Consider the following 23,963-nt stretch of genomic DNA (forward strand, 5'->3'; position numbering starts at 1 on the left):
TTCTATCATAAAGGATTGCATATGGCGAAGCCATATGTTTTGCCTGCATGATGAGGTTGTGATCGGACAAAAACATGTTGATATCCGGTATCGGTAAATAGCGGGGGACATGGTATATTTCATAGCGTTAGCCGAAGTAAACCGAAGATGAAAAGGGAGTGGCGAGCTATGAAATTCGTTAAAACCGCTTATGAACAACTGCCGCTTGGCGCGGTTAAACCTTCCGGTTGGCTTAAGGAGCAACTGATGATTCAAGCAAAAGGTCTTACCGGGCATTTGGAGGAGCATTGGGCGGATGTCGGGCCCGAAAACGGGTGGATCGGAGGCAGCGGAGAAAGCTGGGAACGCGGACCGTACTACTTGGACGGACTTCTTCCGCTTGCCTATTTGCTAGAAGATGAAAGGTTGATCGCCAAAGCCAACCGGTGGGTTGAATGGTCGCTTGCGAGTCAACAGGACGATGGCCACTTCGGTCCGAAACGGATCGAAACCGTCAACCGTGAGGTCGATAAAAAGCACGATTGGTGGCATTACATGATCATGCTGAAGGTCATGATGCAGCATGAAGAAGCGACGAAAGATGAGAGGATCGTTCCCTTTCTGACGAAATTTTTCGGCTACGTCCGCCGCACCATTGAAGAGAATCCGCTTCAAGGCTGGGCGAAAACCCGGGGAGCAGAAATGCTGCTCTGCCTGGTATGGCTGTATAAAAGGACGCAGGATCCTTTGCTGCTGGAAGTGGCGGAGATCGTAGCCAAGCAGACGACAGACTGGTCCGATATTTTTTACGACTTCCCGTTCTGGCGCAAGGTAGAGGAGTGGGACTGGACGACGCATGTGGTCAATGTGGCGATGGGGATCAAGACGCCGGGTGTTTTGTACGAACTGACCGGAGATGCCGTCTTAAGGGAGGCTGTGCACCGCGGAATCGATTCGCTGATGACATACCACGGTCAGGCACATGGCATGTTTTCGGGTGACGAGTGGCTCTCTGGCACGCATCCGAGCCAGGGCGTCGAGCTGTGCGCCGTGGTGGAATACATGTTTTCGATGGAGCAGCTGACGCGGATATTCGGCGATGGCAGGTTCGGCGACATTCTTGAGAAAGTGGCGTTTAATGCGCTGCCGGCGGCAATCTCTCCGGATTGGACTTCCCATCAGTACGATCAGCAGGTGAACCAGATTTTGTGCAACGTCGCTCCCCGCAGCTGGGTGAACGGGCCTGACGCGAACCTATTCGGCCTGGAGCCGCATTTCGGCTGCTGCACCGCGAATATGCACCAAGGATGGCCCAAGCTGACGTCGCACTTGTGGATGAAGGACCATGAAGGCGGGCTTGCAGCCGTTTCCTATGCGCCGTGTACTGTCGAGACCCCGGTTGGCAACGGTTCCTTGGCCAAGCTGGCTGTCAGCGGAGAATATCCCTTCCGGGACCGTGTCTCCATTTCAATCACTTTGGAGCGCCCGGAAACATTTACGGTTTCCTTGCGGATCCCGTCCTGGTGTACACAGCCTGAAATCCAGATCAACGGTACACTGGTGAACGTTCAGACCGAGAACGGCTATGCCAAAATCAACCGCGAGTGGGCGAGTGGAGACCGGATCGAACTGACGCTGCCGATGGCCGTCAACACGACGTCGCGCAACCTTTATGCGGTCAGCGTAGAGAGGGGACCACTTGTCTATGTGCTGCCGGTCCGGGAGCAATGGCAGATGGTGCGTGAGCGTGAAATGTTCCATGATTGGGAGCTGTATCCGGGATCGGCCTGGAAATACGGCCTGTTGGCCGATACCGGCTTTGAGGTAACCGAGGCGGATATTCCAAGCCAGCCGTTCTCCGCGGATGGAGCCCCCGTGCGGATCACAGCATCGGGACAGCTGGTCAAAGACTGGAAGATGGAAGGCAACAATGCAGGCACACCGCCCATTCATCCCGACTGTAACGGTCAGCCTGTGGCGGAGCTTGAGCTGATCCCTTACGGTAGTGCGCGGCTGCGGATCGGTGAGTTCCCGCTCATCGGCAGCCGGAAGCGGTTCAAGGAGCAATAAGCTAAGCTCTGCTAGACAGGGCTTCTCACCCTGCACGGCAAGGCGTGCGGAATCCGTCCCGGGTTCGCACTAAAGAGAGAGATGCCGCAGGGCATGCGGTCATCTCTCTTTTTTTGGGCTGCAGAGAGCGGTTTAATCGTGTATCATGCTATTAATACGAGCGGTTCCGATCCGGCAGCGAGAGGGCCAGAAACTAGGGAGGTTGTGGATCGTTGCTTACATTACCCGTCATTCATGCCATGGGAGACATCGCCGTGAAGCCGGGATCCGTTCTCGGGATGCGTACGATCGACGATTTCGAATTGGTATACTTCCCGGCAGGAACCCGATCCGTTTATGAAATCGACCGGGGGCCGTTTGCGCTGGACCGTCCGGGAGTCGTGTTCACCTGCCCCGGAGAACCGCACCGGTACCGGTTTGATCCTAGCCTTCCCACAAGGCACTTATTCGTTCACTTCGAATTTGCTGCATTTCGGGAAGCCTTCTGCAGGCCGGACCACGATCGGGAACATTTCCGTGACTGGTCGGTCATTGCCGGAGGGAGCCTGATTCCCTCCATGCTTAAGCAGATGCTGAAGATCGCGCATATCAAGCCGACCGGCTGGCAGCGAAGGGCGTCCGTTTTGCTGATGGGTGTCCTTGAGGAATGGCAGGCGATCGAGGAAGACGAGTCGATGTCGGCCGCTTCGCTGCCTGCTCCCATCATGCGGGCCATGGACTATATGGAGCAGCAGCTTCACCGCCAGATTACCATTGAAGAAATCGCGGCCAGCTCGGGCTGGACCCATGAGCATTTCACCCGGATGTTCGTCCGCTGGATGGGCATTCCGCCTCAGAAGGCGCTGCTGGAACGCCGCCTCCGGAGAGCTGAACAGCTCCTTATTCAGGCGGAGCGGACCATCAAGCAGATCGCTTACGATGTCGGGTTTACCGATGAGCACTACTTCTCCCGCATGTTCAAGCGAACCCGTGGAATGACGGCCCTGGAGTTTCGTGACCGGTTCGCGGATCCGTTGTTCCGTCATTTGGCTGTGATCGAAGAGGAGGAGGCCGCGTATCCTTTGAACCGGCATTTTGTCGTACTGGATCATAGTGATTCCCGGTAAAGCGGATATCAAATCCGTCCACCGTTTTCCGTGTCCTCTCCATTGAGAACGCTTTCGAAATCCTTCACACTTAAGGTAATCAATGCGTGTGGAGGGATCAACCATGGGACAGACGTATGTGCCGAAAGCCAAACTAAGAGAGGACCGTTATTATGTGACGGTGGAAGAGTATAAGCAGTATCACAAGGACGGATTCGTCATCGTCCGAGGGCTGCTGGATCCGAAAGAAATCGAACAGTACGCCGCGTGGGCTGAACGGCTGCGGATCGAGAATGAAGGAAAGCGCGTACAGGCATCCGAAGAGGATAAGGACCCGCTGAAAGCGGAGTTCGCCGAAAAAACGCGGGTTCATATGATCTCCCGCCTCTATCCGGAAGGGGAGCAGCTGATGCTGCATCCCCGAATACTCGACGTGCTTGAGGCGCTTACAGGTCCGGATGTGTATGCCCTGCAGTCCATGATCTTTTTTAATCCACCCGGAAAAGGGGGACAGGGATGGCATCAGGACGCATACTACATCAAAACCCATCCCGACACGCTGATCGGAGCCTGGATCGCGCTTGAGAATGCCGATGAAGAGAACGGCTGCCTGTGGGTGGTTCCCGGCTCCAACCATGAGCCGATTTATCCGCCGCCGGGAGATCATGGCGGAAACGTTCACGCCAGGGAGGCGTTTTCCGATCTCCATTCCGTGGAGCATGTCAGTCACCTGGATGACGAAGTCAACACGCTGTCGAAGGTGGTGTCCCATTATCCGGACCCGATTCCAGTCCCGTTAAAGCCTGGGGACGTGCTGTTCTTCCATTCACACCTGTTTCACCGCTCCTACCCGAATCGAACGACGGACCGTTACCGCCGATCGTATGTGTGCCATTACTGCAATGCCCGTTCATTTGTTCCATGGGACCATGACGGCTACGAGGGCGACAGCGGGAATTACCGCCAAATCTTGGCGCGCGGACGGACGCATCTGGCATATGCCGAACCGCTATTCGATACGCCAGTTGATATTACGCAGCATGATGAGATTCCCGAGTCCACCAGCGTGACGATGATGGGGATGGACGACGGCATGATGATGCCGGTCGTTCAGGAGAAAGGCGAACAGGACTGAATCACGGCACCTGGACTTTTTTGGAGTCATGAATCTAGCCTTCTGTATTTTTCATAAACAAGAGCCCGGCACCTGTGCCGCGCTCTTGTTTGTTTTGAAGGCGTTTGCCCCAAACCCCGCTATTCCTCATCCAGTATGGCGATCGGACTGAAGGCTTCATAATGAATGCGCTCCTTAGGGATTTCCAGCTCTTTCAATGCTTGATTGATTGCTTTCATGAAGGAGACGGATCCGCAGAAATAATACACTGCCGGCCCGGACGGAAGAATGGAGCGGAGCCACTCCGCATCAACATAGCCCTTGTGTGAAAAGCCTCCTGAACCCAGGTCTTGCTCGGTTGGAGAAGAATACGCTGTGAAACAGTGGAGGTTCGGATGGCTGTTGGCCAACTCGGCAAGATGCTCCCTGAACGGATGGTTGTTCCCGTTCGCGGCCGCTTGCACAAAGGTTACTTCGCGGCCTGGAAATTGATCGGCAACGGTATTGATCATGCTCATCAAGGGGGTAACTCCAATACCGCCTCCGATGAGGACTAGGTGGTCGTTGGTATGGTCCATGGTGAAATCACCTGCCGGCGCAGAAAAGAGGAGAGAATCCCCTTCTTGAATGCGGTCATGCAGATCGTTGGATACGATCCCGGCCGGCTTCCCCTCGTTCGAACGCTCCCGCTTCACGCTGATCCGGTAATAGCTTTTGCCCGGGGCGTCCGAAAGGCTGTAATGACGAATGTGCGTATACTTTTCGCCCGGAACTTGCGCTTTGATCGTTAGATATTGGCCGGGTTCAAAGCCAGCAAGAGCCTGTTTGTCCGAAGGCTCTAGGTAGAAGGAGGTCACATCGTCGCTTTCCGTTACTTTCCGGGTAACCGTAAAGCTGCGGAAACCTTCCCATCCTCCGGCTTGTTCTTTTGCTTCTTTATAAAGGTCCTGTTCGATTTGAATAAAGGCCTCGGCAATATATTCGTATGCCTTACCCCACGCACCGATAATTTCATCGGTAGCTGCACTTCCGAGCACCTCCTTGACTGCCTCGAGAAGCGTCTCTCCGACCAACGGGTATTGCTCCGGTTTTACGCCGATAGCCCGGTGCTTTTGGGTGACCCTGGTAATGACCGGCATGATGGCATCCAGATTCGTAATATGTTCACCCGCGGCGTATACCGCATAACCCAATGCCTCCTGCTGCAGCCCGCGCTTCTGGTTGGTCTGGTTAAAAAGGTTGTAAAGATCCGGAGCCTTGGCAAACAACAATTCGTAAAACTTTTTTCCGATTTGCTCGCTGTGCTGCTTAAGAACAGGAGCAGTCGATTGAACGATCTCGATCGTTTTAGAGTCAAGCATGTCTGTTGAGCCTCCATCCATATTTCATTGCCAACCATTAGCTTGACCGATTTCATTTTGCATTAATCAAAATTTTTCCAAACGATGGGGGCTGTATGAAAGGCGGTACAGGGAGGGGGCAAGATCAGAATATTTTTTTGAGAAAAAAGAGGAAAAAGCAAAATAGAGATAGAATATCTTGAATAGGAACATTTGTTTGCGTGGTGCTTTTTTATTAACAATCCCAAATAGGCAGGTCATATGCGACGTTGGGACAGGGGAGCGAGGTGAGTTATATGACGGAAACAACCCTTAATTTTTCCTTCCCGGGGGAATTTGCCGGATTATTGGCCGAAGTGAGACCCCAGCTGCTGCAGTACTGCCGATCGCTGACCCATCGGGAATGGGAGGCCGAGGACCTGGTTCAGGATACCATGGTCAGATTGATGAACCGGTGTATACAAATGCCAGAGATGACCCTGAGCAAGCCGTATATGTTTCGCACGGCCCGCAATCTTTGGATCGACCGCTGCAGGTCCAGCCGGAGGCTCGTCACCATGTCGGTCGAACAATTTGAATCGGCTTACGGAAGTGAACCGGAACCCTTCGCGGACAACCTGATCACCCGCGATCTGCTGGAAGAGCTGATGTACCGGCTGAAGCCGAAGGCTTTCGTCATGGTTCTTCTGTGCGACGTATTCGGGCTTACCGCCAAGGAAGCGGGAAACTGCATCAACATGGCGGAGGGGGCCGTTCAGGTTGCCCTTTCCCGGGCGCGCAAACGGCTGCGCCTGCTGGCGCTCCATACGCCGGAAGGGATTTGGAGCGATGCATGCGCGCCGCGGAGCCGGCCGGGAGATCCTAAGTCGGCCGCCAGGCTTCTTGAAGCGGTTGCCGCTGCTTTTATCCGCCATGATCCCCACATGATTTATGAAGCTTATCTCCAGGTGTACGAGAACGGCTGCCGCATTGCGGACATCCGGACCCGAGATGGTCGATTTTATTTTACTTTTCAGGATCCGGACGGCAATGTTTTTATGGTGAGCGAAACATTTTAATCATCATCTTAGGCGATTGTGTATGGTTGCAGGCAGCTTCATCGTTATTTACATGTGAGGGCATTTAAGCTAGAGAGGAGGTAGAGATTCATGCCATCAGGCGGCGCTTCATTTGTATGCATCGACAGAGTCATTCTGCCGGTCCCTGATGCCAAGGCGGCTGCGGAATGGTACATCAACGAGTTTGAATTCAGGATCGGGCGCAGAGGCAGTAAGGAGATCGACTTGCGGATACAAGATGGGGAAACATTGCTTACGCTGACGGAACAATCCGGAAACCAGCGTTATCAGCCGCTTATCCACCTGGACGCCTCTGGCCACGTTCCATGCTTCAACTTCTATTGTCATTGGGACGATTTGCACAGCGGCTGGCTTCGTTCCAGGAACATTTCGGTCACGTCAACGATGCAGACGGATCACATGAACGTTTGCGAGATGATCGACCCATACGGAAACGTGACCGGGATCTGCCATGAAAAAAGCAATTCGCTCTTCTACACACCGGCTCCCGGACCGGTTCCCCCGATGTTTCACCGGATTCTCGCCGTTTTTCTTCCCGTTATAGATTTGGAGTCCTCGATCCGATGGTACGTGGATATGCTTGGTTTTGAGCTGGTAAACCATTGGGGGCAGGGGGCGGATCTCAAAATCGGCAGGGGAGAAACGATTGTTACAATGATTGTTATGGACGAAGAGCTGCACCGTCAAGCCTTGCTGAGGCTGAACGGCCAGGCTTATTATTCGCTGCAAACGCCCAGCATTCACGATGCTTACCGGCAGCTGTCCCAATTAGGCGTCCCGGCCGGATCATGCCGGGAACAGGATGGAGTCAACAGGTTTCACATTTGTTCTCCGGAAGGTTTAATCATCCGTATATCGGAAAAGGAGCTGATTCAAATTGTCTCAACATGAAGAAATGAATCGCACTACCGCGATCCCGTTCGAGAACCGAATTGCGAGCGTATTTGTGCATGTCACGAATCTTCGGCAATCTGCCGAGTGGTACAGCCGCCTGCTGGGTCTTCCGATCAAGGAAGAACGGTTAAACGGCGGACCGGTGTATTGGTTTGATTTTCAAGGTACGCATCTCATCCTGGATTCCAATTCGGGGAACAGGCAAAATCCGGATTGGAGGGAAGACATGATGCCGCGCATGATGTTGCCTGCCAAGGATATTGACGCGGCATACCTTTTTATTCGGAAACAAGGCACGCCTCTCTCTGAACCGGAAAGACACGGGCCGATGGCATACTTTAACTTCCGCGATCCGGAGGGGAACGTACAGATGGCATGCTGGGCCGAGAACCGCGAGGAAGACTCATCATTGGCAGGATTAAGCCGAAGTCCGATTTTGCCGAGAATCGGCGGCGTATTTGTTGACGTGAAGCATATGCCTGCGGCTGCCCGGTGGTACTCGGGACTGCTTGGTGTGGAATATGATGAAGCGGCCGCCGAGCAGCGGATTTATTCCGTTCCGACGGCACCCGGTGCCGCGCTTCTGCTTGACCATAACCGTCATCTGAACGGGGAGTCGTTTTCGGAGCTGTTTTATTTCGAAACAGAGGATTTTGACGGGGCACTCCAATTTGTAAAGTCTAACGGCTTTGAGTTGGCCGGTGAACCGCAAATCTTCCCTGACCTGAGCGAATTTGCCCTTCTGGACCCAGATGGGAACCGGATCATCATTGCACAAATGAACGAGGAAGGACATTGAAGGCATGCCAAAACAAATCAGCAGTTCGCTAACCGTGTTATCCGTTTCGGATGTGGCCCGATCCAGAGCCTATTACCGTGACGTGCTCGGCTTTGACGTGACAGATTGGTGGGCCCAGCGTGACGGATTATCCGGGCTTGCGCTCAAGCTTCATCAATCACCGGATCCTGCCCGGATTTATCCCAATCCTCCGGAACCCGGCTCCGAACTCGGAATCGACGTCTCGGCTTACGTTGACACCTGGGCAGCGCTGGACAGTCTGTATGAGGAGTTCAAGTCCAAAGGGGCCGTCTTCGCCATGGAGCCGACGATTTTTGCGGATGGCGGCCCATGGAAGGAGTTTGTGGTCGAAGATCCGGACGGATATCATCTGGCGTTCGGCGGCGTGGACGGAAGCCGTGCCCACTGCAGCATCGATCCTCATATCCAATCTGTATTTTTATGGGTGAGGGACCTTAACCGCGCGGTGGAACGCTATTCACAGCTGTTGGGGCTTGAGGTGCGGAAACAGGACCGATATCGCCATCTTCATGTGTTTCGTCTTGACAACGGTTCAGAGCTCATGCTGGATTCCAACGGTATGGAGGATGTTCCTATAGCCGAGAAGGGGCCGGTTCTTTTTAAACTAAGTACATATGACATCGATCAAGCCGCAAAGGAAGCGCAGGAGATCGGTTTCGACATCGTATACGGCATCCAGCGGCTTCCGCAAGTATCCTTCTTCAATATCAGGGATGAGGACGGCAACACGATCATGATTTGCCAGGAGCATACGGGGGTGTAGTCATGAACATAGAAATCGTGGAAAGGCCGGAATTGAAGGCGGCCGTGCTGCAAATTCCGAGAGACGGACGCCTTGTGCGGGATGCCTGGGCCCAAGTGTCTGCAAGGCTTAAACATCACCCTGGGGTTGCGGATCGGGAGCATGGATACGTATTTATTCCGGAGTGGCAGTGGTCAACGGAAGTGACCACGTTATGGGTCGGCATGGTGGTGGACCATTTCGAAGGACTGCCTGCAGAACTTCAGCAAATCACCATTCCGGCGAAACGCTATGCCAAGCTCACCGTCCGTGGGAATCGAACTCATATGGAAGAAGCGTACGGCGCGTTGTTCGGCTGGTTTGAGCAAGGGCCTTATGAAAGGGATGTACATGATGGCTCATTTGGTTATGAAATGAACCGGCTTCAACCGGTAAATCCCTTTGAGATTCCTGCCGATGACATCGACTACTTTGATTATGATATTTATGCACCGATCAAGGACGAAACGAAATTACAGATATACTGATACCGATCGTATCGTGATTTCGCGGAACTGAAGGGGCAGACCCTCCAAGCGTTTGCTTGGGGGGATCCGCTGTGAATACCGCCCCTGTCAGCGTGGCCAGAACGGCTGCTAATCTCGTAATTCATCCTGCACGCTTGTTTGCCACATGAAAAATTCATTGATTCATTAGTGCGGGTAAGCGGTGCCGAATTCGATGCCGCAAGGACCGCCGTCCGGATTGACATCGAGATCGACCTCGCTTCCGTCCCTGCGGAACAACGGCCGATAAAATGAACTGATCTGGGTAGCGGAAGCGTTGGCATAATGGCAAATAAAAGCACGCCGGAAACGATTCTGCGATTTGTTGCGGTAAGACCCGTGGATCAGATTACCGTTGAAGAACAGAACGTCTCCCCGGTCCATGATGGCGGGAACGGCTTTCCTGTCTTTTGGCGGCTTGACCAGATGAGTCGTAAACGATTCGCTGGAGTCTGCTTCCTCCGGGCATACCAGTGCATAATCGCTCGTTTTGGGAACGATGAGCATTCCGCCGTTTTCTTCATCCGCCGGGTCGATGGCGGTCCAGGCCGCAATGCAGTTACCCGGTTCGACCTGCAAGTAGAAGTTGTCCTGATGCAGCGCTTGCCCGCGTGAGCCCGGCGGTTTGTAATAAAACATGCTTTGTGCCGCCAATGCTTCCTCGCCGTACAAATCGGCGAGCACATCCATCACGGGTTTATGCAGCATATACTTTTTTGCGGTAGCGTTGAACCGGTGGGGATGCATGACGCGAGGATATCGCTTCAGCGGATCGCCAGCTTCCTGATCGAGCACCGGCTCGAAGTGTCCGTGTACGACGGTGTTGCCGATCTCTTCGAAGGTAGCGTCAATGTCTCTCAATTCTTCCGGCTGAAAAAGCCCCTTTACAATTAAATACCCTTCCGTTTCAAACATTCGCAGCTGTTCTTCCGTCAAAACTTGCGGATTCGTCTGCATGGGGTGTCCCTCCCTGATTCGTAATGGATACTGATTGACAATAGCATACGGTAACTCTATGTTAAGGAGAAGGCTGAAATCTGCTATTAAGTCACGGAATCCTGCTATCATCCGAAATGAGGGGAGGTGCGAATGTGTCAGGGTTTATTCGTCAACCAGACGTCCTTGAAGGTACTGGCGCAGCAATATTCGGTGACCATTTTGAAAAAGATGACACCTACAGACTTCACCGGCCAGACGGGATGCGGGACTGGCTGCTGGTCTATACGCTTAGCGGCGAGGGTTACTTCATGACACCCGGCGGAAAGAAGGGGTGCGGAGCCGGGCAGCTCGGCCTGCTCCGGTCAGGCGTGCCGCATGAATACGGGACGGTCCGCGGATCATGGTGGAATTTTTTATGGATCCATTATCCCGGACTCCCGGAAAACGCTTATCTGCCCGAAGATGACATCCTGATTGAAACGCTGTCCGAAGAACGCATTAAAGACCGGATCGAGCGGGCGTTTCGCAACGTCCTTCAGGATTCGCGCGACAGATCCGTTTTGTGGAAGCCCTTGTGCGAGAACACGATTCGTGAAGTACTGCTTCTGCTTGCGCAGCGGACGAAGAAACGGTTTGATCCCAGAATCGAACAGACGCTGGGCATCCTCTCCAGCCGGATGAAGGAGGAGATCAGGGTTGATTTGTTGGCCCGGGAGGTGGGGCTGTCCCCTTCACGCCTGGCACATTTGTTTAAGGCAGAGACGGGCCGCACCATTGTGCAGCATGTCAATCAAATGCGCATCCGTCAAGCGGCTTTGCTGATGAAGCATTCCGGGAGGCTGGCGGTAGAAGCCGCCATAGAGGTCGGTTTCGGTAACTACAACCACTTTGCCGACCAATTTCGCAAATATTACGGAGTTACGCCCCGTGAGTACCGCAATCCGTCCCCTACGATGGACAAGGGCTTTTAACGTTGAAGACCGATGGTTGAATCGGGTAGTAAAAGAGTGGTATATATGAACGAGATAGGCGTCCGCAAGTCGGCGTTCTTGACCCAGCAATGCGGGAGGCGGCATGATGACACACTGCGGAGCGCTACATTTTGTGAAAGGGGAAAAGGCTATGAGCAGTTTCGAACGTTTGACCCCGCTGTTCAAAAGGTATATGGAACAGGGAGGACCTGCCGGTTGCGCCTGTTTGGTGATGCGCAGAGGTGAAACGGTCTATGATGAGAAATTCGGATATGCGAATTTGGAAACGAAGCAGCTTATCCAATCGGACACCATCTATCGCATATATTCCATGACGAAAGTCATCACATGCACAGCAGCTCTCCAACTGTATGAACGTGGATTGTACCTGCTTGATGATCCGCTGGAGGAATATTTGCCCGAGTTCAAGAACCCGTCGGTATTTCGTCAAGATGAAAGCGGTAACATGGTGGCCGGCCCAGCAGCGGGTCCGATTCGCATCAGGGATCTCTTTACGATGACGTCCGGTCTCACCTATGGCGGCAGCGGATCGGAAACGGAGCGGTTAACGGGGCCGATTTATCAAAAAGCTCCGACGTCGATGGACGTGCGTGCTTTCACCCGCGCGCTGGCGGAAGTTCCGCTCGCCTTCGATCCCGGAACACGCTGGCAGTACGGCCTGAGCCACGATGTGCTCGGGGCGCTGATTGAAGTGCTGTCCGGACAGACGTTCGAACAATACTTGAAGCGGGAAATATTCGACCCGCTGGGTATGAAAGACACCTCTTTCCGGATTAGTGAAGGCAAGCGGGATCGTCTTGCCGTGATGTACAATCTTGCGGAAGACGGAACGCTAACGCCCAACAACTCGCTCGAAACCCCGTATCAACCGGAATGCCGGTTCGAGAGCGGCGGGGGAGGGCTGTTGTCGACGATCGGTGATTACGCCCGTTTCGCACAGGCTCTCGTTCGTGGCGGGGAACTGGACGGCTACCGGCTGCTGAGTCCAAAGACCGTTCAATTGATGGCGACAAATCATTTAACCCCACAACAGATGAATGATTACAATTGGGGGCATTTAAACGGATATGGTTACGGACTTGGCGTTCGGGTGATGATCGATCCGGCAGCGGGCGGCACAGGCAGCTCGATCGGGGAATACGGCTGGGCCGGCATGGCCGGTTCCTGGGTTATGATTGACCCGCAGGAAGACTTGACCCTCGTGTATATGCAGCAGATGCTGCCGAGCCGCGAGCCTTATATTGCGAACCGGATCCGCAACGTCGTTTACAGCGCGTTGGATTAAACAACCTAGAGATACGTTTTCGGTCTTTTTAATATTTTTACTGCGGCTTACGTCATCCACTGGACGTAAGCCGTTTCTATTTCCGGGAGATGGCAGAGTAGGTACCTTATATTAGTCAAAATGTACTTGTGTATTGGTCAGTTTGGCAGGGGGGGCGATCCAGCCCTTTTGCCGCTTGTTGGAGAGCGAATCACCGCCCATAATGGAAACGGGTCCCAATTCTGACAAGGAGCTGATGAAATGATGATGACGATCACTAAACGGTCCAGTAAACCATCGAATGTCCGCAAATGGCTGTTAGGTGCAGCTGTTGGCCTATGGGGCATAATCGCCGGCAGCCATGTATTTGCGGAGCCGTCCGCCCAGAACCCACCGGAGATGCTTTCTTACTCAGACTTGAATGTTCATGCTGGTGAGGTTTTTGAACACGGGACGAATGCGATTTCCTATGCCGGAATTGAAGGAGAACAGGTTGTCGTCCATTCGATCGGCGCCTATGGTCAAATCAAGAAGGAAATCAGCTTTCCCAAACATGAGCTTGAATATATCGCGGAGTTTCATCACACCCAGGATCAGGGGTATATCGCTGGAGGTGGATCACAGATATTAAAGGTAGGAGAAAAAGGGCAAAAGGAGTGGGCTTATACCCTGGAGAAGGCGGACAGTTATATCGTTTCGGTGGATCAACTGAAAAACGGAAAGTATGCGGCTGCAGTGGATACACCTGGAAGCACCTCCAATAGCCATATGCTGCATTGGATCGTATTTTCCGAAGCGGGAAAAGCCTTGCATGAAGGAGATCTGGTAGACGTTGCCTTCGAACGGATTCATTCCGTGCAGCACACGTCGGATGGAGGGTTTCTCGTATCCGGCAGTGAGTACCGGGATGGGGAGAAGGGGCATGTGGTGCTGGCCAAATTCGCTCCATCGGGTCAAGTGAAGTGGAAGCAATCGATCGCGGTGGCAGACGATTCCCAGAACGTTGAAGTTTTGTCGCTCGCCGAAGGACATGACGGCAGTATCGTGGCCGCCGGCTATTATAACCATCCGAACCCGAACGATCCGATCCGGTATTTGACTACAGGCTTTGCGCTGTCGGTGGATCGCAGCGGCACGCTGCAATGGACAACGATACTTGATTCTGCGTTTGACCGCAGCATGGTGAACGATATCCAACCTGCATCAGACGGCGGATTTATCGCGACGGGGAAGGTGAATGAGGATTGGCACGGGACGGTATCCCGACAAGGGATTTGGGGAATCGGTCCTGACGGGAATGCGACTTGGACGAAAGTGATTAACCGTGCCAGCTACAATGCCGGTGAACTCGTACAGCCTTTACAGAATGGGCAGACGCTGCTTATTGGCACTGCGGACGGAGCTTACAAACTAATAAAGCTTGGTGCCGCCGCCCTTCAGAACTAGTGTAATCCGCTGAAGTTTGACGATGTATACGAAAAAAAATGATCAAAACAAAGTGCCCATTCCATGGAGATATCGAAGCCGAATGGGCTTTTTGCTTATGCGGACTCTGTCTGCTTATTAGAGGTGCTCACTTCCCATTTCGAATGTCCGCGGACCGCGGCTTCATTTGTCTTGCGCAGGATCGAAAGTTTTTTCTTTTTTTCGAGTATGCTACACTTACAACAAAGGCACAGAGCGAGCGGCAAATCGCTCCTGTCCACTACAGACGCACTAGCAGCGGCGCAAATTGAATGAGAAGGGAGCTTTTGTTCGATGGAAATATCCGATTTTCTGTTCCCCAAAGACAAAGTGGCTTACATTCATTCTTCTTCCACAATGCAGGAGGCTATGGACAAGCTGGAGCAAAGCCAGTATTCGGCGATCCCCGTCATCGATGAAGAGGGGAAATACGCAGGCACGCTGGCCGAAGGGGATCTATTGTGGAAAATGAAGAATACCCCCGGGCTGAGCTTTCAAAATTTGGATACCGTCAAGGTCCATGAGATTAAGCGCCGGATTAAAAATGAATGCGTTTCAATCCATGCGCATCTGGAAGATATGCTGGAGTTGGCTGCCGACCAAAACTTTGTTCCCGTCGTAGATGAAAACGAGATCTTTATCGGCATCATCCGCCGCAAGGTTATTATAGAGTATTACACGAGTAACATTAGTGATTGATCATTCGGTCAGATCAAGACCGGAACAACGGGTGAATGAATCTTATGAACAAGTTCACTGCCATCCTGAGCAAGTATTACGGACTGGAGCAGGTGGAGGTTCTCCGGCAGAAGGGCGGATGGGCCGCGCTGGCCTATAAGGTGACGGAACCGGAAAGCCGCCGCTCCTACTTTTTGAAGGTATATGAAAAAGACAGATCCTCCACGCCCAAATGGACCGCGCGGATTGATCAATATGTACCCATCACAAATTGGCTTGAGCGGTCTACAGGGCTGCAAGGGAAAATATCTGTTCCGATGATGACGACCCATGGCCATTACCGTTGTGAAGATGATTATGGCATCTATCTCCTCTATGACTATATTGATGGTGAGACCATTGGGGACAAACCGCTAACACACGAACAAATTTGCCAGCTCGCGGCAATTGTAGCCGAGCTGCATAGCTGCGGTAAAGAGCTGCCTGTTCAGTCCGAAAATATCGTGGAAAATTTCGAGCTGCCGTTTGCATTAAGCTTGAAAAATATCCTGATGACTAAGGGTGCCGGTCTTCCAGGCGATCTATATGATCTGCTGGGGCCATACGTTGAAGCGTTAAACCGGATGATCTTCAATGCTGATGAACTATCAGCCGTGCTAAAACAGAGCCACCTTCCGCTTGCGCTGTGTCATACGGATATCCATCCTTGGAATGTAATGCAGCCTCAAAGCCGCCGTCAACTGATGCTAATTGACTGGGAAGGCCTAAAGCTAGCTCCTGTGGAAGCGGACCTGATGTTTGTGGTTGACCAATCCTACTTTAATGAATTTATGCAGATTTACCGGCAATTTCATCCCGATTTCACGCTGAATGGCAGGACACTGACGTTCTACCAAATCAGAAGGAAGCTGGAGGATGTATGGGATTTTATTGAACAGCTGTTATTTGACCGTCAATCACCGTCAGAACGAATATCGACCCTTCAGAGTTTAGAGAAAGAACTGCTGGAAATAAAATGATCCAACGATGACTGAAATTTTCATCTTGGATGTTGATATATTCATACACGAGCTGAAAAGAGGAGGAAGCCAACCGGCTTCCTCCTCTTTCATAAAAGATTAATTGCGCTGCAGCAGCAGGTACCCGCTGATATCGGAAGTCATTTTGCGGAATACGATTTTAAATCCTACATCATGATCCTGTAGACAAGCCAATGCAGTGCTGAGCAGCGCATTGGGTCTTAAGTCTTGCCTGCAGGGAGCGGCGCTGCCAATGACGCGAGCAGCGACGATTCTGCGTGCAGAACCGGGAACCAGCGGGTTTCTGGACCAGCTGATCAGTACAAGGTCCGGCTGCCGGACAGCCTTCACACGACGGGGCATAGCGTCTCACCTCTTTTCTAGTAGTTCGCTATATTCAATGCAGTGGAGATAGAAAACGTGCTAGACAGGAACCTCACAAGACACGGGGATCTCTATCGCTTGCTTATATAAGGATAAAAGCTGCAATAGATTGGCATTGCTTTAAGTTTTCAGGGGTAGGTTCATCAGTTCCATACAGCTATTGTTGAGGGGATGCCAACGATCCGGCTATTTTGAATGCTTTGGGTACATCCTAAAATGGAGACCGCAGGAATAACGCATTCGACAATTTTCTGGTATAATCAACTCAGTTTCAGAAAATAAGCATTCACGCAGAACAAAGGGGAAATTCACATGCCGAAGATTATGAAGACGTTAACCATTGCCGGCAGCGACTCCAGCGGGGGCGCAGGCATTCAGGCGGATTTGAAAACTTTCGAAGAGTACGGCACTTATGGATTCAGCGCGCTGACCACGATCGTGACTATGGACCCGGACAACGACTGGCACCATAACGTATATCCGGTGGATTCGGCCTTGGTTGCGGAGCAGCTGAAGACGGTCTTTGCCGGTGGACCGGTGGACGCCATGAAGACAGGCATGCTTGGCAGCGTGGACATCGTCCGCGTAGCGGAGCAGGCGATCAAAAGCAATCAGCAGAAAAACGTGGTCATTGACCCGGTTATGGTCTGCAAAGGCGAAGACGAAGTGCTGAATCCCGAAAGCGCTGAGGCGATTCGCGACCTGCTTCTTCCGCTGGCCACGGTGGTTACGCCCAATCTGTTTGAAGCCGGCGTGCTGTCCGGCCTTGGCAAGCTGACCAGCGTCGAGGACATGAAGGAGGCGGCCCGCAAAATTCACGGCCTCGGCGCCCAAAACGTCGTTGTCAAAGGCGGCAAGGCACTCGGGGGAGACCGTGCGATCGACGTCTTCTTCGACGGCAAGGACTTTACCGTCCTGGAGACGGACAAGATCGAACCGGCCTACAACCACGGTGCCGGCTGTACTTTCGCCGCGGCGATTACGGGCGGACTGGCGAATGGACTATCTGTTGCAGATGCGGTGGCCAAAGCCAAGGATTTTGTGTCGGCGGCCATCCGCAGCGGATACCAGTTCAACGAATACGTGGGGCCGGTCTTCCACGGCGGGTATCGTCTGAACCGGTAATTTCGAAGCCGATGGGCAGCGGCTGCTTTGGAGCAATGAAGAAAAAGGATGCACATTCCCGGAATGTGCATCCTTTTTTATTTTGTTTTTATGACATCAAAAAGAAGGCCGGGCATCCAAAACGGACACCTAGCCTTCGGTATAAATTAATACGCCTGTTCAACCTCAACATCAACGTGAGCCGTGATTTCTTCATCCAAATCCAGCGTCACCTGCTCGCGGTAAGCCCGAATGTTATATTCGCTGTAGAGGTAACGCAGGATGGCTTCAATCATGTTGGACTCGACCAAATACTGGCTCCGTCCCTGTGCCCAAACCTCTGCGGAATATCCCGTTTCCTCGTCCCAGCTCAGCTCCACCTGCACATCCGTCGGACGGATCTGCTTACGCTCGGCGGTATGAAGACAAATCGCGTTCACGATTTCATCCATGGTCAGAATCAACATGATTAATACCGTCCATCATTCGGATTCGGTCGCTTCCGGTTGCGGTACGCTCGGTATCCGGCCCGGATGAGCGAGAAGAGAACGTAAATGGCCAGCAGGTTGATGATCAATCCGAAGAAATCGCCCATGAATCCCATGTTGCTGAACATGCCGCCGAACAGAAGTCCGGCCAATCCGCCGATCATGAGTCCCTTCATAAAGCTGCCGCCGCTGAAGAAGCCGCGTTTTGCCGTTGTGCCGGCTGTACTCGAGGTGTTGTTGGTCGACTTTTTGACGTTGCTGTTCGGCGTCGACTTGCTCGGCGTGTTCGTGTAGGATCTTGTGCCGGATTTAAATCCACCGCCTGCACGTCTGGCGTCCGCGTTATCCGGTACGGTAACGGCGAAGAAGAACGTAAACGCCAAAGCAATCAGCATCCACTTCTGTAAAGATTTTTTCATGGTTTGAAATATACCTCCCTGAGAATGGTGAAAGCATGTCTATCTCATAATACATTACGTACCAAATATCTTAAGGTTTCAAAATTAATTAAATTAATTTTTGCCGATAAAAGATGAATAATGTCAGATCATTCAGTTTACGGTTTGACTAATGCCGGAGGCTCCGAATAATCGCATTCTCTCAATATGCCCAGAACCCAATTGCACCATTCCAAGCCGGCTGCCGCATTAAAGATGCCTTTCTGGATCAGCAGGTGATCGTAAAACTCCCGGGTACCGAATTTCTTATGTTCATCCGTCACTTTGCCCTGCATCGATTGGAACGATTCCAGCCGGCGGATGAAGTAAGATTTGCGGGTTTCCACGATATCGATGGCGTTATCCCTGTCGGTCATCCACATGCAGAAGGTTTTCATCGATAATTCGTCGCGGGTCACCGGATCGGGAAGCGGTTTGTACATCCATTCCTTGAGCTTGCGGATGCCGCTGTCCGTAATGGAGTATACCTTCTTATCCGGTTTGTCGCATTGTTTCACCCAATGGGAGCTCAGCAGCTCGTTCTCTTCCATCTGCGCCAGCAGCGGATAGATTTGGCTGTGCTTAGCCTGCCAGAACGGCTGAATCTTGAGCATCACATCATATCCTGATCCGGGTTCCCGTGCAAGGAAAGCTAGTAGTCCATAGGAAAGTGTATTCATTAGCATATCTCCTATACGTGAGATGGTCTTTTCAACCAAAGTGTACACTTAAACTGTATGGTTTTCAACCTGAGCTCATGACTGAAAAACATGGACCGGAACGGAAAAAGAAAATGATGTTCGTCTAACACTGGTAAATCGAGTTTAAAGGAGCCGGTTCGGCGCTGGACCGCTGCCCGCTGTTCACAAAATAGAAAAAACACGGATGATGATCATCCGTGTTTTTGCAAATCCAAGGGTATTCTACTTATCGTAACCGTCGACAACCAGCTCGAGATGGCCTGTTTTCGGATCGATGACCATGCCGTGAACGCTGCAGCCCGGCGGGAGAAGCGGGTGATTTTTGATCAGGCCCACGGTTCCTTTTACGCCTTCCTGTACGTTATCGAATCCACGCAGCCAATCGTTCAGATTGATGCCGGAGTTCTCCAGCGTCGACAGCACCTCATCGGAGATGCCGCGCTCCTTCATATGCTCGATCATGACGTCTGCGTTGAGCGCCGCCATGCCGCAGTCCAGATGCCCGACGACGATGACTTCGTCAGCTTTCAGTTCATACAGAGCGACGAGAACGCTCCGCATGACGCTGCCGAACGGATGCGAGATGATCGCACCGGCGTTTTTGATGAGCTTCACGTCGCCGTTGCGGACGTTCATCGCTTTGGGCAGCAGCTCTACGAGGCGCGTATCCATGCAGGTGACGATGACGAGCTTTTTCTCGGGGAACTTGCCGGTAATGTATTTTTCGTACTCTTTACTTTCTACGAACTGCTGGTTGAACTCCAAAATCTGCGAAACGGTTGTCATAATGAATTGCTCCTTCCATAGTTGGGTAATGATGCATGATGTAAGGCGTCAACGCTTATCCACTAGCCTGATATTTTGACCGTACAGCTGCCCGTCACCGGAAAGCCGGAACGATGGATAGTTTTTTTCGGAGTCCAAGTATAGATGCTCTTCGAAAAAAACCGCCTGCAGGCGGTGAATAATAAAATGCAGATGATGACTCTGTATTTCCACATCATCGGCTTCTTTGGCGGAAACGATCCAGAGTGCCGGCAGCCCGTTGACGCCGCAGCCGCAGCCTTCGGAATCGTAGGCAAGCCGGATGATGGCTGACTCCGACCCGGCAAGCGACTCGATATGCTTTTTGGCAGTTTCGGTAACTTGGATAACCACGGCGGGTTTCAGGCTCCTTCCCTATGTAAAAAGGATAATAGCGTCTATTAAATATTGATTATACTTTCCAGTAAAAGTATCATCAAGAAGGAAGAAAAAATTCGGCGTGAGGTGAACCTAATTATGGAAAAAGAAGCAAAAGCGACATTGGACTCATTTCTCGGACTGGTCCGCAAAATCAGAAGCTATGACGAGGCCATCGGCTTGATGCACTGGGACTTGCGGACGGGCGCACCTCGTAAAGGAGCAGAGCAGCGTTCCGAGGTGATCGGGATGCTGTCGGCGGAAGATTTCAAACTCCGAATTTCGGATGAAATGGGCTCGTATTTGGAGGCGTTGACCCGTCCTGATACATATGAGGGCCTGGACGATATTTCCAGAAGGATCGTTGACGAGTGTAAAAAAGAATATGACGAGAACAAAAGCATCCCGGCGGAAAAGTTTCAGGAATTTATGGTGCTGTCATCCCATTCCCAGACGATTTGGGAGGAAGCGAAGGCGAAGAGCGACTTTGCCATGCTGGAGCCGAACTTGACGAAGCTCGTGGGCATGCTGAAGGAATTCATCGGATATTGGGGCGTCAAAGGAACGCCATATGACACGCTGCTGGACCGTTATGAGCCGGATATGACGGTTGAGAAGCTGGACCAGGTGTTCAGCAAGCTTCGTGACCGGCTGGTGCCGCTCGTGGAGGCGATTGCGGCATCTCCGAACAAACCGGATACGTCGTTCCTGGACCAGCTGTTTGAGCAGGAGCAGCAGGCGAAGATGAGCCGCTTCATTCTGGGCGAAATGGGGTACGATTTCGAAGCCGGGCGCCTCGATGAGAGCGTACACCCGTTTGCGACCGGCTTGAACCCGGGAGATGTGCGGATTACGACCCATTATTTGCAGGACGACGTAACGAGCGCGCTGTTCAGCTCCCTGCATGAAGGCGGCCACGCCCTGTACGAGCAAAACGTGAGCAAGGAGCTGGCCGGAACGCCGCTCGCCCAAGGAACGTCCATGGGCATTCACGAATCGCAGTCCCGCCTGTGGGAAAATATGATCGGACGCAGCCGCGCCTTCTGGGAACGCTACTATGCCGATCTGCAGCAGCATTTCCCGCAGCAGCTGAAGGACGTGCAGCTGGATGATTTCTACCGGGCCGTCAACCGCGTGGAGAACTCCCTGATCCGGATCGAATCTGATGAGCTGACGTATAACCTGCACATCATTATCCGCTATGAAATCGAGAAGATGCTGTTTAATGAAGGGCTTGAGGTCAAGGATCTGCCTAAGGTATGGAACGAGAAATACGAGCAGTACCTCGGCATTACGCCGCCAAGCGACAGCCTGGGCGTCCTGCAGGACGTGCACTGGTCCGGCGGGGATTTCGGTTACTTCGCCTCCTATTCGCTCGGCAACATGTATGCTGCGCAAATCATGAACACGCTGCGCAAGGAGATGCCAGAGCTGGATCAGCATATTAAGGAAGGCAACCTGGCACCGATCCGCGAATGGCTGACGGAGAAGATTTACCGCTACGGCAAGAGCCGCAAGCCGTCCGAGATCATTTTGCAGGTGACCGGCGAAGAGCTGAACCCGGACTATTTGGCCGAATACCTCGAAACGAAGTATAAGGAAATTTATCAATTGTAATGCAGCGCAGGAACGCTTGACATCAGATCCAACCATCCAAGCGTAAGCACAGAAGCACCCCTGTCACTTCCGTAAAGAAGCCCCGAGGCTGCTTGAGGAAATGGCGGGGGTATTTTTGTGTTCGTCCGTGGCCATGTTTAACCCTTTGCTGGGCGCATGCATAAGATGGCATATGGCTGGAACGCGAAGAAGGATGGAGGACAATGACAATGAGAAAGGGTAAACGTGGATTCGCCCTGGTGCTTGCGGCAGTTCTCCTTTGCGCAGCCGTGCTGTCCGGTTGCTCCGGAAGCAAGGGTGACGTGAAGGTCAAAATCGGCGAAGTGACGCGCTCGGTATTTTACGCTCCGGAATATGTGGCGCTTGGGAAAGGCTTTTTTAAGGAAGAAGGACTGGATGTGGAGCTGCAGACGATTCCCGGCGGTGATAAAACGATGACGGCACTGCTCTCGGGTGCCATCGATGTGGCCCTGGTCGGATCCGAGACCTCGATTTACGTATATCAGCAAGGTTCGGACGATCCCGTGATCAACTTCGGTCAGGTGACGCAGACGGACGGCACGTTCCTCGTCTCAAGGCAGGATGAAGGAGAGCTGGACTGGAATCAGCTGAAAGGGAAAACGTTCCTCGGTCAGCGCATGGGCGGCATGCCGCAGATGGCCGGTGAGTTTACGCTGAGAAAGCATGGCATCGATCCGCATCAGGATCTGAACCTGATCCAAAACATCGATTTTGCCAATATTGCTTCGGCGTTTTTGTCCGGAACGGGCGAATACGTGCAGCTGTTTGAGCCGCAGGCCTCGATTTTTGAAAAAGAAGGCAAAGGGCATGTCGTCGCCTCATTCGGAGTGGAGAGCGGGCATCTGCCCTATACGGTCTTTATGAGCAAGCAGAGCTTTATCAAGAAGAACGGCGAGACGGTTCAGAAATTTACGAACGCGCTTCAGAAAGCCCAAAATTGGGTCCAGCAGCACACCCCCGAGGAGATCGCCGACGTCATTCTTCCTTATTTTAAGGACACCGATAAGGATATCGTTGTCTCGGCGGTCAAACGGTATAAGGATCAGGGAACGTACGCGACAGATCCCGTCGTGGATGAGACGGAGTGGAACAACCTGCTGGACGTCATGAATCAGGCTGGCGAACTGAAAGAGAAGGTGCCTGCCTCCGCCATCGTGGACAACAGTTTTGCCGAAAAGGCCAAATCGTCCGTGAAATAATGGTTAGGGAAAGGAGATCGTGCGCATGGAGCCGGTAGTCGAACTTAAAAATTTGACGCATGTATACGTTAACGACCGAGAAGCTTCGCTTGCTGTCGAAGGACTGAATCTGACGGTACATCCCGGAGAGTTCATCAGCCTGGTCGGACCGAGCGGATGCGGAAAAACGACGATTCTGTCCATGATCGCCGGGCTCTTGCATCCGACGAACGGTGAGGTGCTTGTCTATGGGCGGAAGGTGGAGGGGCCTTCCCCGGATGTCGGGTATATGCTGCAGCAGGATTATTTGTTCCCTTGGCGCACAATCCTTCAGAACGCGGCCATCGGGCTTGAGGTAACCGGGCGCCTGCAGCGGGAATCGATGGATCACCTGACGCAGCTGCTTGACGAAATGGGACTGGAAGGAACGGGGAGCCTGTACCCGCAGCAGCTGTCGGGTGGGATGAGGCAGCGGGTTGCCTTGGTACGGACGCTGTCGACCGATCCCGGACTGCTGCTGCTCGATGAGCCCTTCTCGGCGCTTGACTATCAGACCAAACTGCAGCTTGAAGATTTAATTGCCGGGACGCTGCGGGAAAAGAACAAGACGGCCATTCTGGTCACGCACGATTTATCCGAGGCCGTGGCCGTCAGCGACCGGGTCGTTCTGCTGGGTAAAAATCCCGGCCGAATCCGCCGTACCTTTGAAGTGCCCGGGCACATCCGGGAGACACAGCCTTTCTATGCCAGAAAGGAGGAAGGTTTCAATGAATTGTTTCACGAAATCTGGCGCGAGATGGAGTCGGAGGAAGACTGACATATGGAAG

General features: G+C 52.6%; 25 protein-coding genes. 17 read left to right on the top strand and 8 right to left on the bottom strand.

The window, feature by feature from the left end; all coding sequences use genetic code 11:
* Positions 1 to 168: 168 nt before the first annotated feature.
* From K2F33_RS19385 to K2F33_RS19395, 3 genes are all read left to right on the top strand, one after another.
* Positions 169 to 2,049 (top strand): glycoside hydrolase family 127 protein, encoded by a 1,881-nt coding sequence (locus tag K2F33_RS19385; protein ID WP_263878289.1) that lies wholly within the window; start codon positions 169 to 171, stop codon positions 2,047 to 2,049.
* Between the two features lie 212 nt (positions 2,050 to 2,261).
* On the top strand, positions 2,262 to 3,155 hold the full coding sequence (locus K2F33_RS19390) for an AraC family transcriptional regulator (RefSeq protein WP_263878290.1): 894 nt from the start codon (positions 2,262 to 2,264) through the stop codon (positions 3,153 to 3,155).
* 103 nt (positions 3,156 to 3,258) lie between these two features.
* Entirely contained in the window at positions 3,259 to 4,269 is a 1,011-nt protein-coding gene (locus K2F33_RS19395; protein WP_263878291.1) for a phytanoyl-CoA dioxygenase family protein, read from the top strand.
* Positions 4,270 to 4,388: 119 nt separating this feature from the next.
* On the opposite strand, the gene hmpA is transcribed toward K2F33_RS19395, so the two are convergent.
* Positions 4,389 to 5,609 carry an NO-inducible flavohemoprotein gene (gene hmpA / locus K2F33_RS19400; protein WP_263878292.1) on the bottom strand — a complete coding sequence of 407 codons (1,221 nt, stop codon included), beginning with the start codon at positions 5,607 to 5,609 and terminating at the stop codon, positions 4,389 to 4,391.
* 275 nt (positions 5,610 to 5,884) lie between these two features.
* Here hmpA and K2F33_RS19405 point away from each other — a divergent pair, with 275 nt between their 5' ends.
* The 5 genes from K2F33_RS19405 to K2F33_RS19425 all read left to right on the top strand — a co-directional run bounded on the left by K2F33_RS19405 (position 5,885) and on the right by K2F33_RS19425 (position 9,650).
* The gene (locus K2F33_RS19405) at positions 5,885 to 6,646 is read left to right on the top strand and encodes a sigma-70 family RNA polymerase sigma factor (protein WP_263878293.1); all 762 of its coding nucleotides are present in this window, start codon (positions 5,885 to 5,887) and stop codon (positions 6,644 to 6,646) included.
* Positions 6,647 to 6,736: 90 nt separating this feature from the next.
* Positions 6,737 to 7,558: a VOC family protein gene (locus K2F33_RS19410; RefSeq protein ID WP_263878294.1), complete on the top strand. Its 822-nt coding sequence runs from the start codon at positions 6,737 to 6,739 to the stop codon at positions 7,556 to 7,558.
* On the top strand, positions 7,545 to 8,360 hold the full coding sequence (locus tag K2F33_RS19415) for a VOC family protein (RefSeq protein ID WP_263878295.1): 816 nt from the start codon (positions 7,545 to 7,547) through the stop codon (positions 8,358 to 8,360). The genes K2F33_RS19410 and K2F33_RS19415 overlap by 14 nt, the downstream gene beginning before the upstream one ends.
* A 4-nt stretch (positions 8,361 to 8,364) precedes the next feature.
* Positions 8,365 to 9,144: a VOC family protein gene (locus K2F33_RS19420; RefSeq protein WP_263878296.1), complete on the top strand. Its 780-nt coding sequence runs from the start codon at positions 8,365 to 8,367 to the stop codon at positions 9,142 to 9,144.
* 2 nt (positions 9,145 to 9,146) lie between these two features.
* Positions 9,147 to 9,650 (top strand): GyrI-like domain-containing protein, encoded by a 504-nt coding sequence (locus K2F33_RS19425; RefSeq protein WP_263878297.1) that lies wholly within the window; start codon positions 9,147 to 9,149, stop codon positions 9,648 to 9,650.
* 165 nt (positions 9,651 to 9,815) lie between these two features.
* Here the strand turns inward: K2F33_RS19425 and K2F33_RS19430 are convergent, their stop codons facing one another.
* Positions 9,816 to 10,625, bottom strand: coding sequence for a phytanoyl-CoA dioxygenase family protein (locus tag K2F33_RS19430; protein WP_263878298.1), 810 nt, complete (start codon positions 10,623 to 10,625; stop codon positions 9,816 to 9,818).
* A gap of 134 nt (positions 10,626 to 10,759) precedes the next feature.
* Here K2F33_RS19430 and K2F33_RS19435 point away from each other — a divergent pair, with 134 nt between their 5' ends.
* The 5 genes from K2F33_RS19435 to K2F33_RS19455 all read left to right on the top strand — a co-directional run bounded on the left by K2F33_RS19435 (position 10,760) and on the right by K2F33_RS19455 (position 16,024).
* On the top strand, positions 10,760 to 11,578 hold the full coding sequence (locus K2F33_RS19435; protein ID WP_244879315.1) for a helix-turn-helix domain-containing protein: 819 nt from the start codon (positions 10,760 to 10,762) through the stop codon (positions 11,576 to 11,578).
* Positions 11,579 to 11,729: 151 nt separating this feature from the next.
* Positions 11,730 to 12,884, top strand: a complete 1,155-nt coding sequence (locus K2F33_RS19440; protein ID WP_263878299.1) for a serine hydrolase domain-containing protein — start codon at positions 11,730 to 11,732, stop codon at positions 12,882 to 12,884.
* 240 nt (positions 12,885 to 13,124) lie between these two features.
* Entirely contained in the window at positions 13,125 to 14,309 is a 1,185-nt protein-coding gene (locus K2F33_RS19445) for a hypothetical protein (protein ID WP_263878300.1), read from the top strand.
* A 312-nt stretch (positions 14,310 to 14,621) separates the two neighbouring features.
* Complete coding sequence (locus tag K2F33_RS19450; RefSeq protein WP_076171166.1) at positions 14,622 to 15,026, top strand: CBS domain-containing protein; 405 nt, start codon at positions 14,622 to 14,624, stop codon at positions 15,024 to 15,026.
* A 44-nt stretch (positions 15,027 to 15,070) separates the two neighbouring features.
* Positions 15,071 to 16,024, top strand: a complete 954-nt coding sequence (locus K2F33_RS19455) for an aminoglycoside phosphotransferase family protein (RefSeq protein ID WP_263878301.1) — start codon at positions 15,071 to 15,073, stop codon at positions 16,022 to 16,024.
* Positions 16,025 to 16,123: 99 nt separating this feature from the next.
* Here K2F33_RS19455 and K2F33_RS19460 read toward each other — a convergent pair whose 3' ends face one another.
* A complete protein-coding gene (locus tag K2F33_RS19460) occupies positions 16,124 to 16,387 on the bottom strand; it encodes a hypothetical protein (protein ID WP_089547926.1) in 264 nt (87 codons plus the stop codon).
* Positions 16,388 to 16,720: 333 nt separating this feature from the next.
* On the opposite strand from K2F33_RS19460, the gene pdxK reads away from it, so the two are divergent.
* Positions 16,721 to 17,533 carry a pyridoxine/pyridoxal/pyridoxamine kinase gene (pdxK, locus tag K2F33_RS19465; RefSeq protein ID WP_263878302.1) on the top strand — a complete coding sequence of 271 codons (813 nt, stop codon included), beginning with the start codon at positions 16,721 to 16,723 and terminating at the stop codon, positions 17,531 to 17,533.
* A gap of 146 nt (positions 17,534 to 17,679) precedes the next feature.
* On the opposite strand, the gene K2F33_RS19470 is transcribed toward pdxK, so the two are convergent.
* From K2F33_RS19470 to K2F33_RS19490, 5 genes are all read right to left on the bottom strand, one after another.
* Entirely contained in the window at positions 17,680 to 17,976 is a 297-nt protein-coding gene (locus K2F33_RS19470; RefSeq protein WP_076171759.1) for a YxcD family protein, read from the bottom strand.
* Positions 17,977 to 17,981: 5 nt separating this feature from the next.
* A complete protein-coding gene (locus K2F33_RS19475; RefSeq protein WP_076171176.1) occupies positions 17,982 to 18,419 on the bottom strand; it encodes a hypothetical protein in 438 nt (145 codons plus the stop codon).
* A 137-nt stretch (positions 18,420 to 18,556) separates the two neighbouring features.
* A complete protein-coding gene (locus K2F33_RS19480; RefSeq protein ID WP_263878303.1) occupies positions 18,557 to 19,117 on the bottom strand; it encodes a PadR family transcriptional regulator in 561 nt (186 codons plus the stop codon).
* 243 nt (positions 19,118 to 19,360) lie between these two features.
* Complete coding sequence (locus K2F33_RS19485) at positions 19,361 to 19,924, bottom strand: beta-class carbonic anhydrase (RefSeq protein ID WP_076171181.1); 564 nt, start codon at positions 19,922 to 19,924, stop codon at positions 19,361 to 19,363.
* A gap of 48 nt (positions 19,925 to 19,972) precedes the next feature.
* The gene (locus K2F33_RS19490; RefSeq protein WP_263878304.1) at positions 19,973 to 20,296 is read right to left on the bottom strand and encodes an iron-sulfur cluster biosynthesis family protein; all 324 of its coding nucleotides are present in this window, start codon (positions 20,294 to 20,296) and stop codon (positions 19,973 to 19,975) included.
* Between the two features lie 123 nt (positions 20,297 to 20,419).
* On the opposite strand from K2F33_RS19490, the gene K2F33_RS19495 reads away from it, so the two are divergent.
* The 3 genes from K2F33_RS19495 to K2F33_RS19505 all read left to right on the top strand — a co-directional run bounded on the left by K2F33_RS19495 (position 20,420) and on the right by K2F33_RS19505 (position 23,953).
* Positions 20,420 to 21,937, top strand: coding sequence for a carboxypeptidase M32 (locus tag K2F33_RS19495; RefSeq protein WP_212984269.1), 1,518 nt, complete (start codon positions 20,420 to 20,422; stop codon positions 21,935 to 21,937).
* Between the two features lie 209 nt (positions 21,938 to 22,146).
* Complete coding sequence (locus K2F33_RS19500; protein WP_263878305.1) at positions 22,147 to 23,157, top strand: ABC transporter substrate-binding protein; 1,011 nt, start codon at positions 22,147 to 22,149, stop codon at positions 23,155 to 23,157.
* 25 nt (positions 23,158 to 23,182) lie between these two features.
* Positions 23,183 to 23,953: an ABC transporter ATP-binding protein gene (locus tag K2F33_RS19505; RefSeq protein WP_076171190.1), complete on the top strand. Its 771-nt coding sequence runs from the start codon at positions 23,183 to 23,185 to the stop codon at positions 23,951 to 23,953.
* The last annotated feature ends 10 nt before the right edge of the window (positions 23,954 to 23,963 follow it).

It is taken from the genome of Paenibacillus sp. PSB04 (assembly GCF_025809195.1).
Lineage (GTDB): Bacteria > Bacillota > Bacilli > Paenibacillales > Paenibacillaceae > Paenibacillus_AQ > Paenibacillus_AQ favisporus.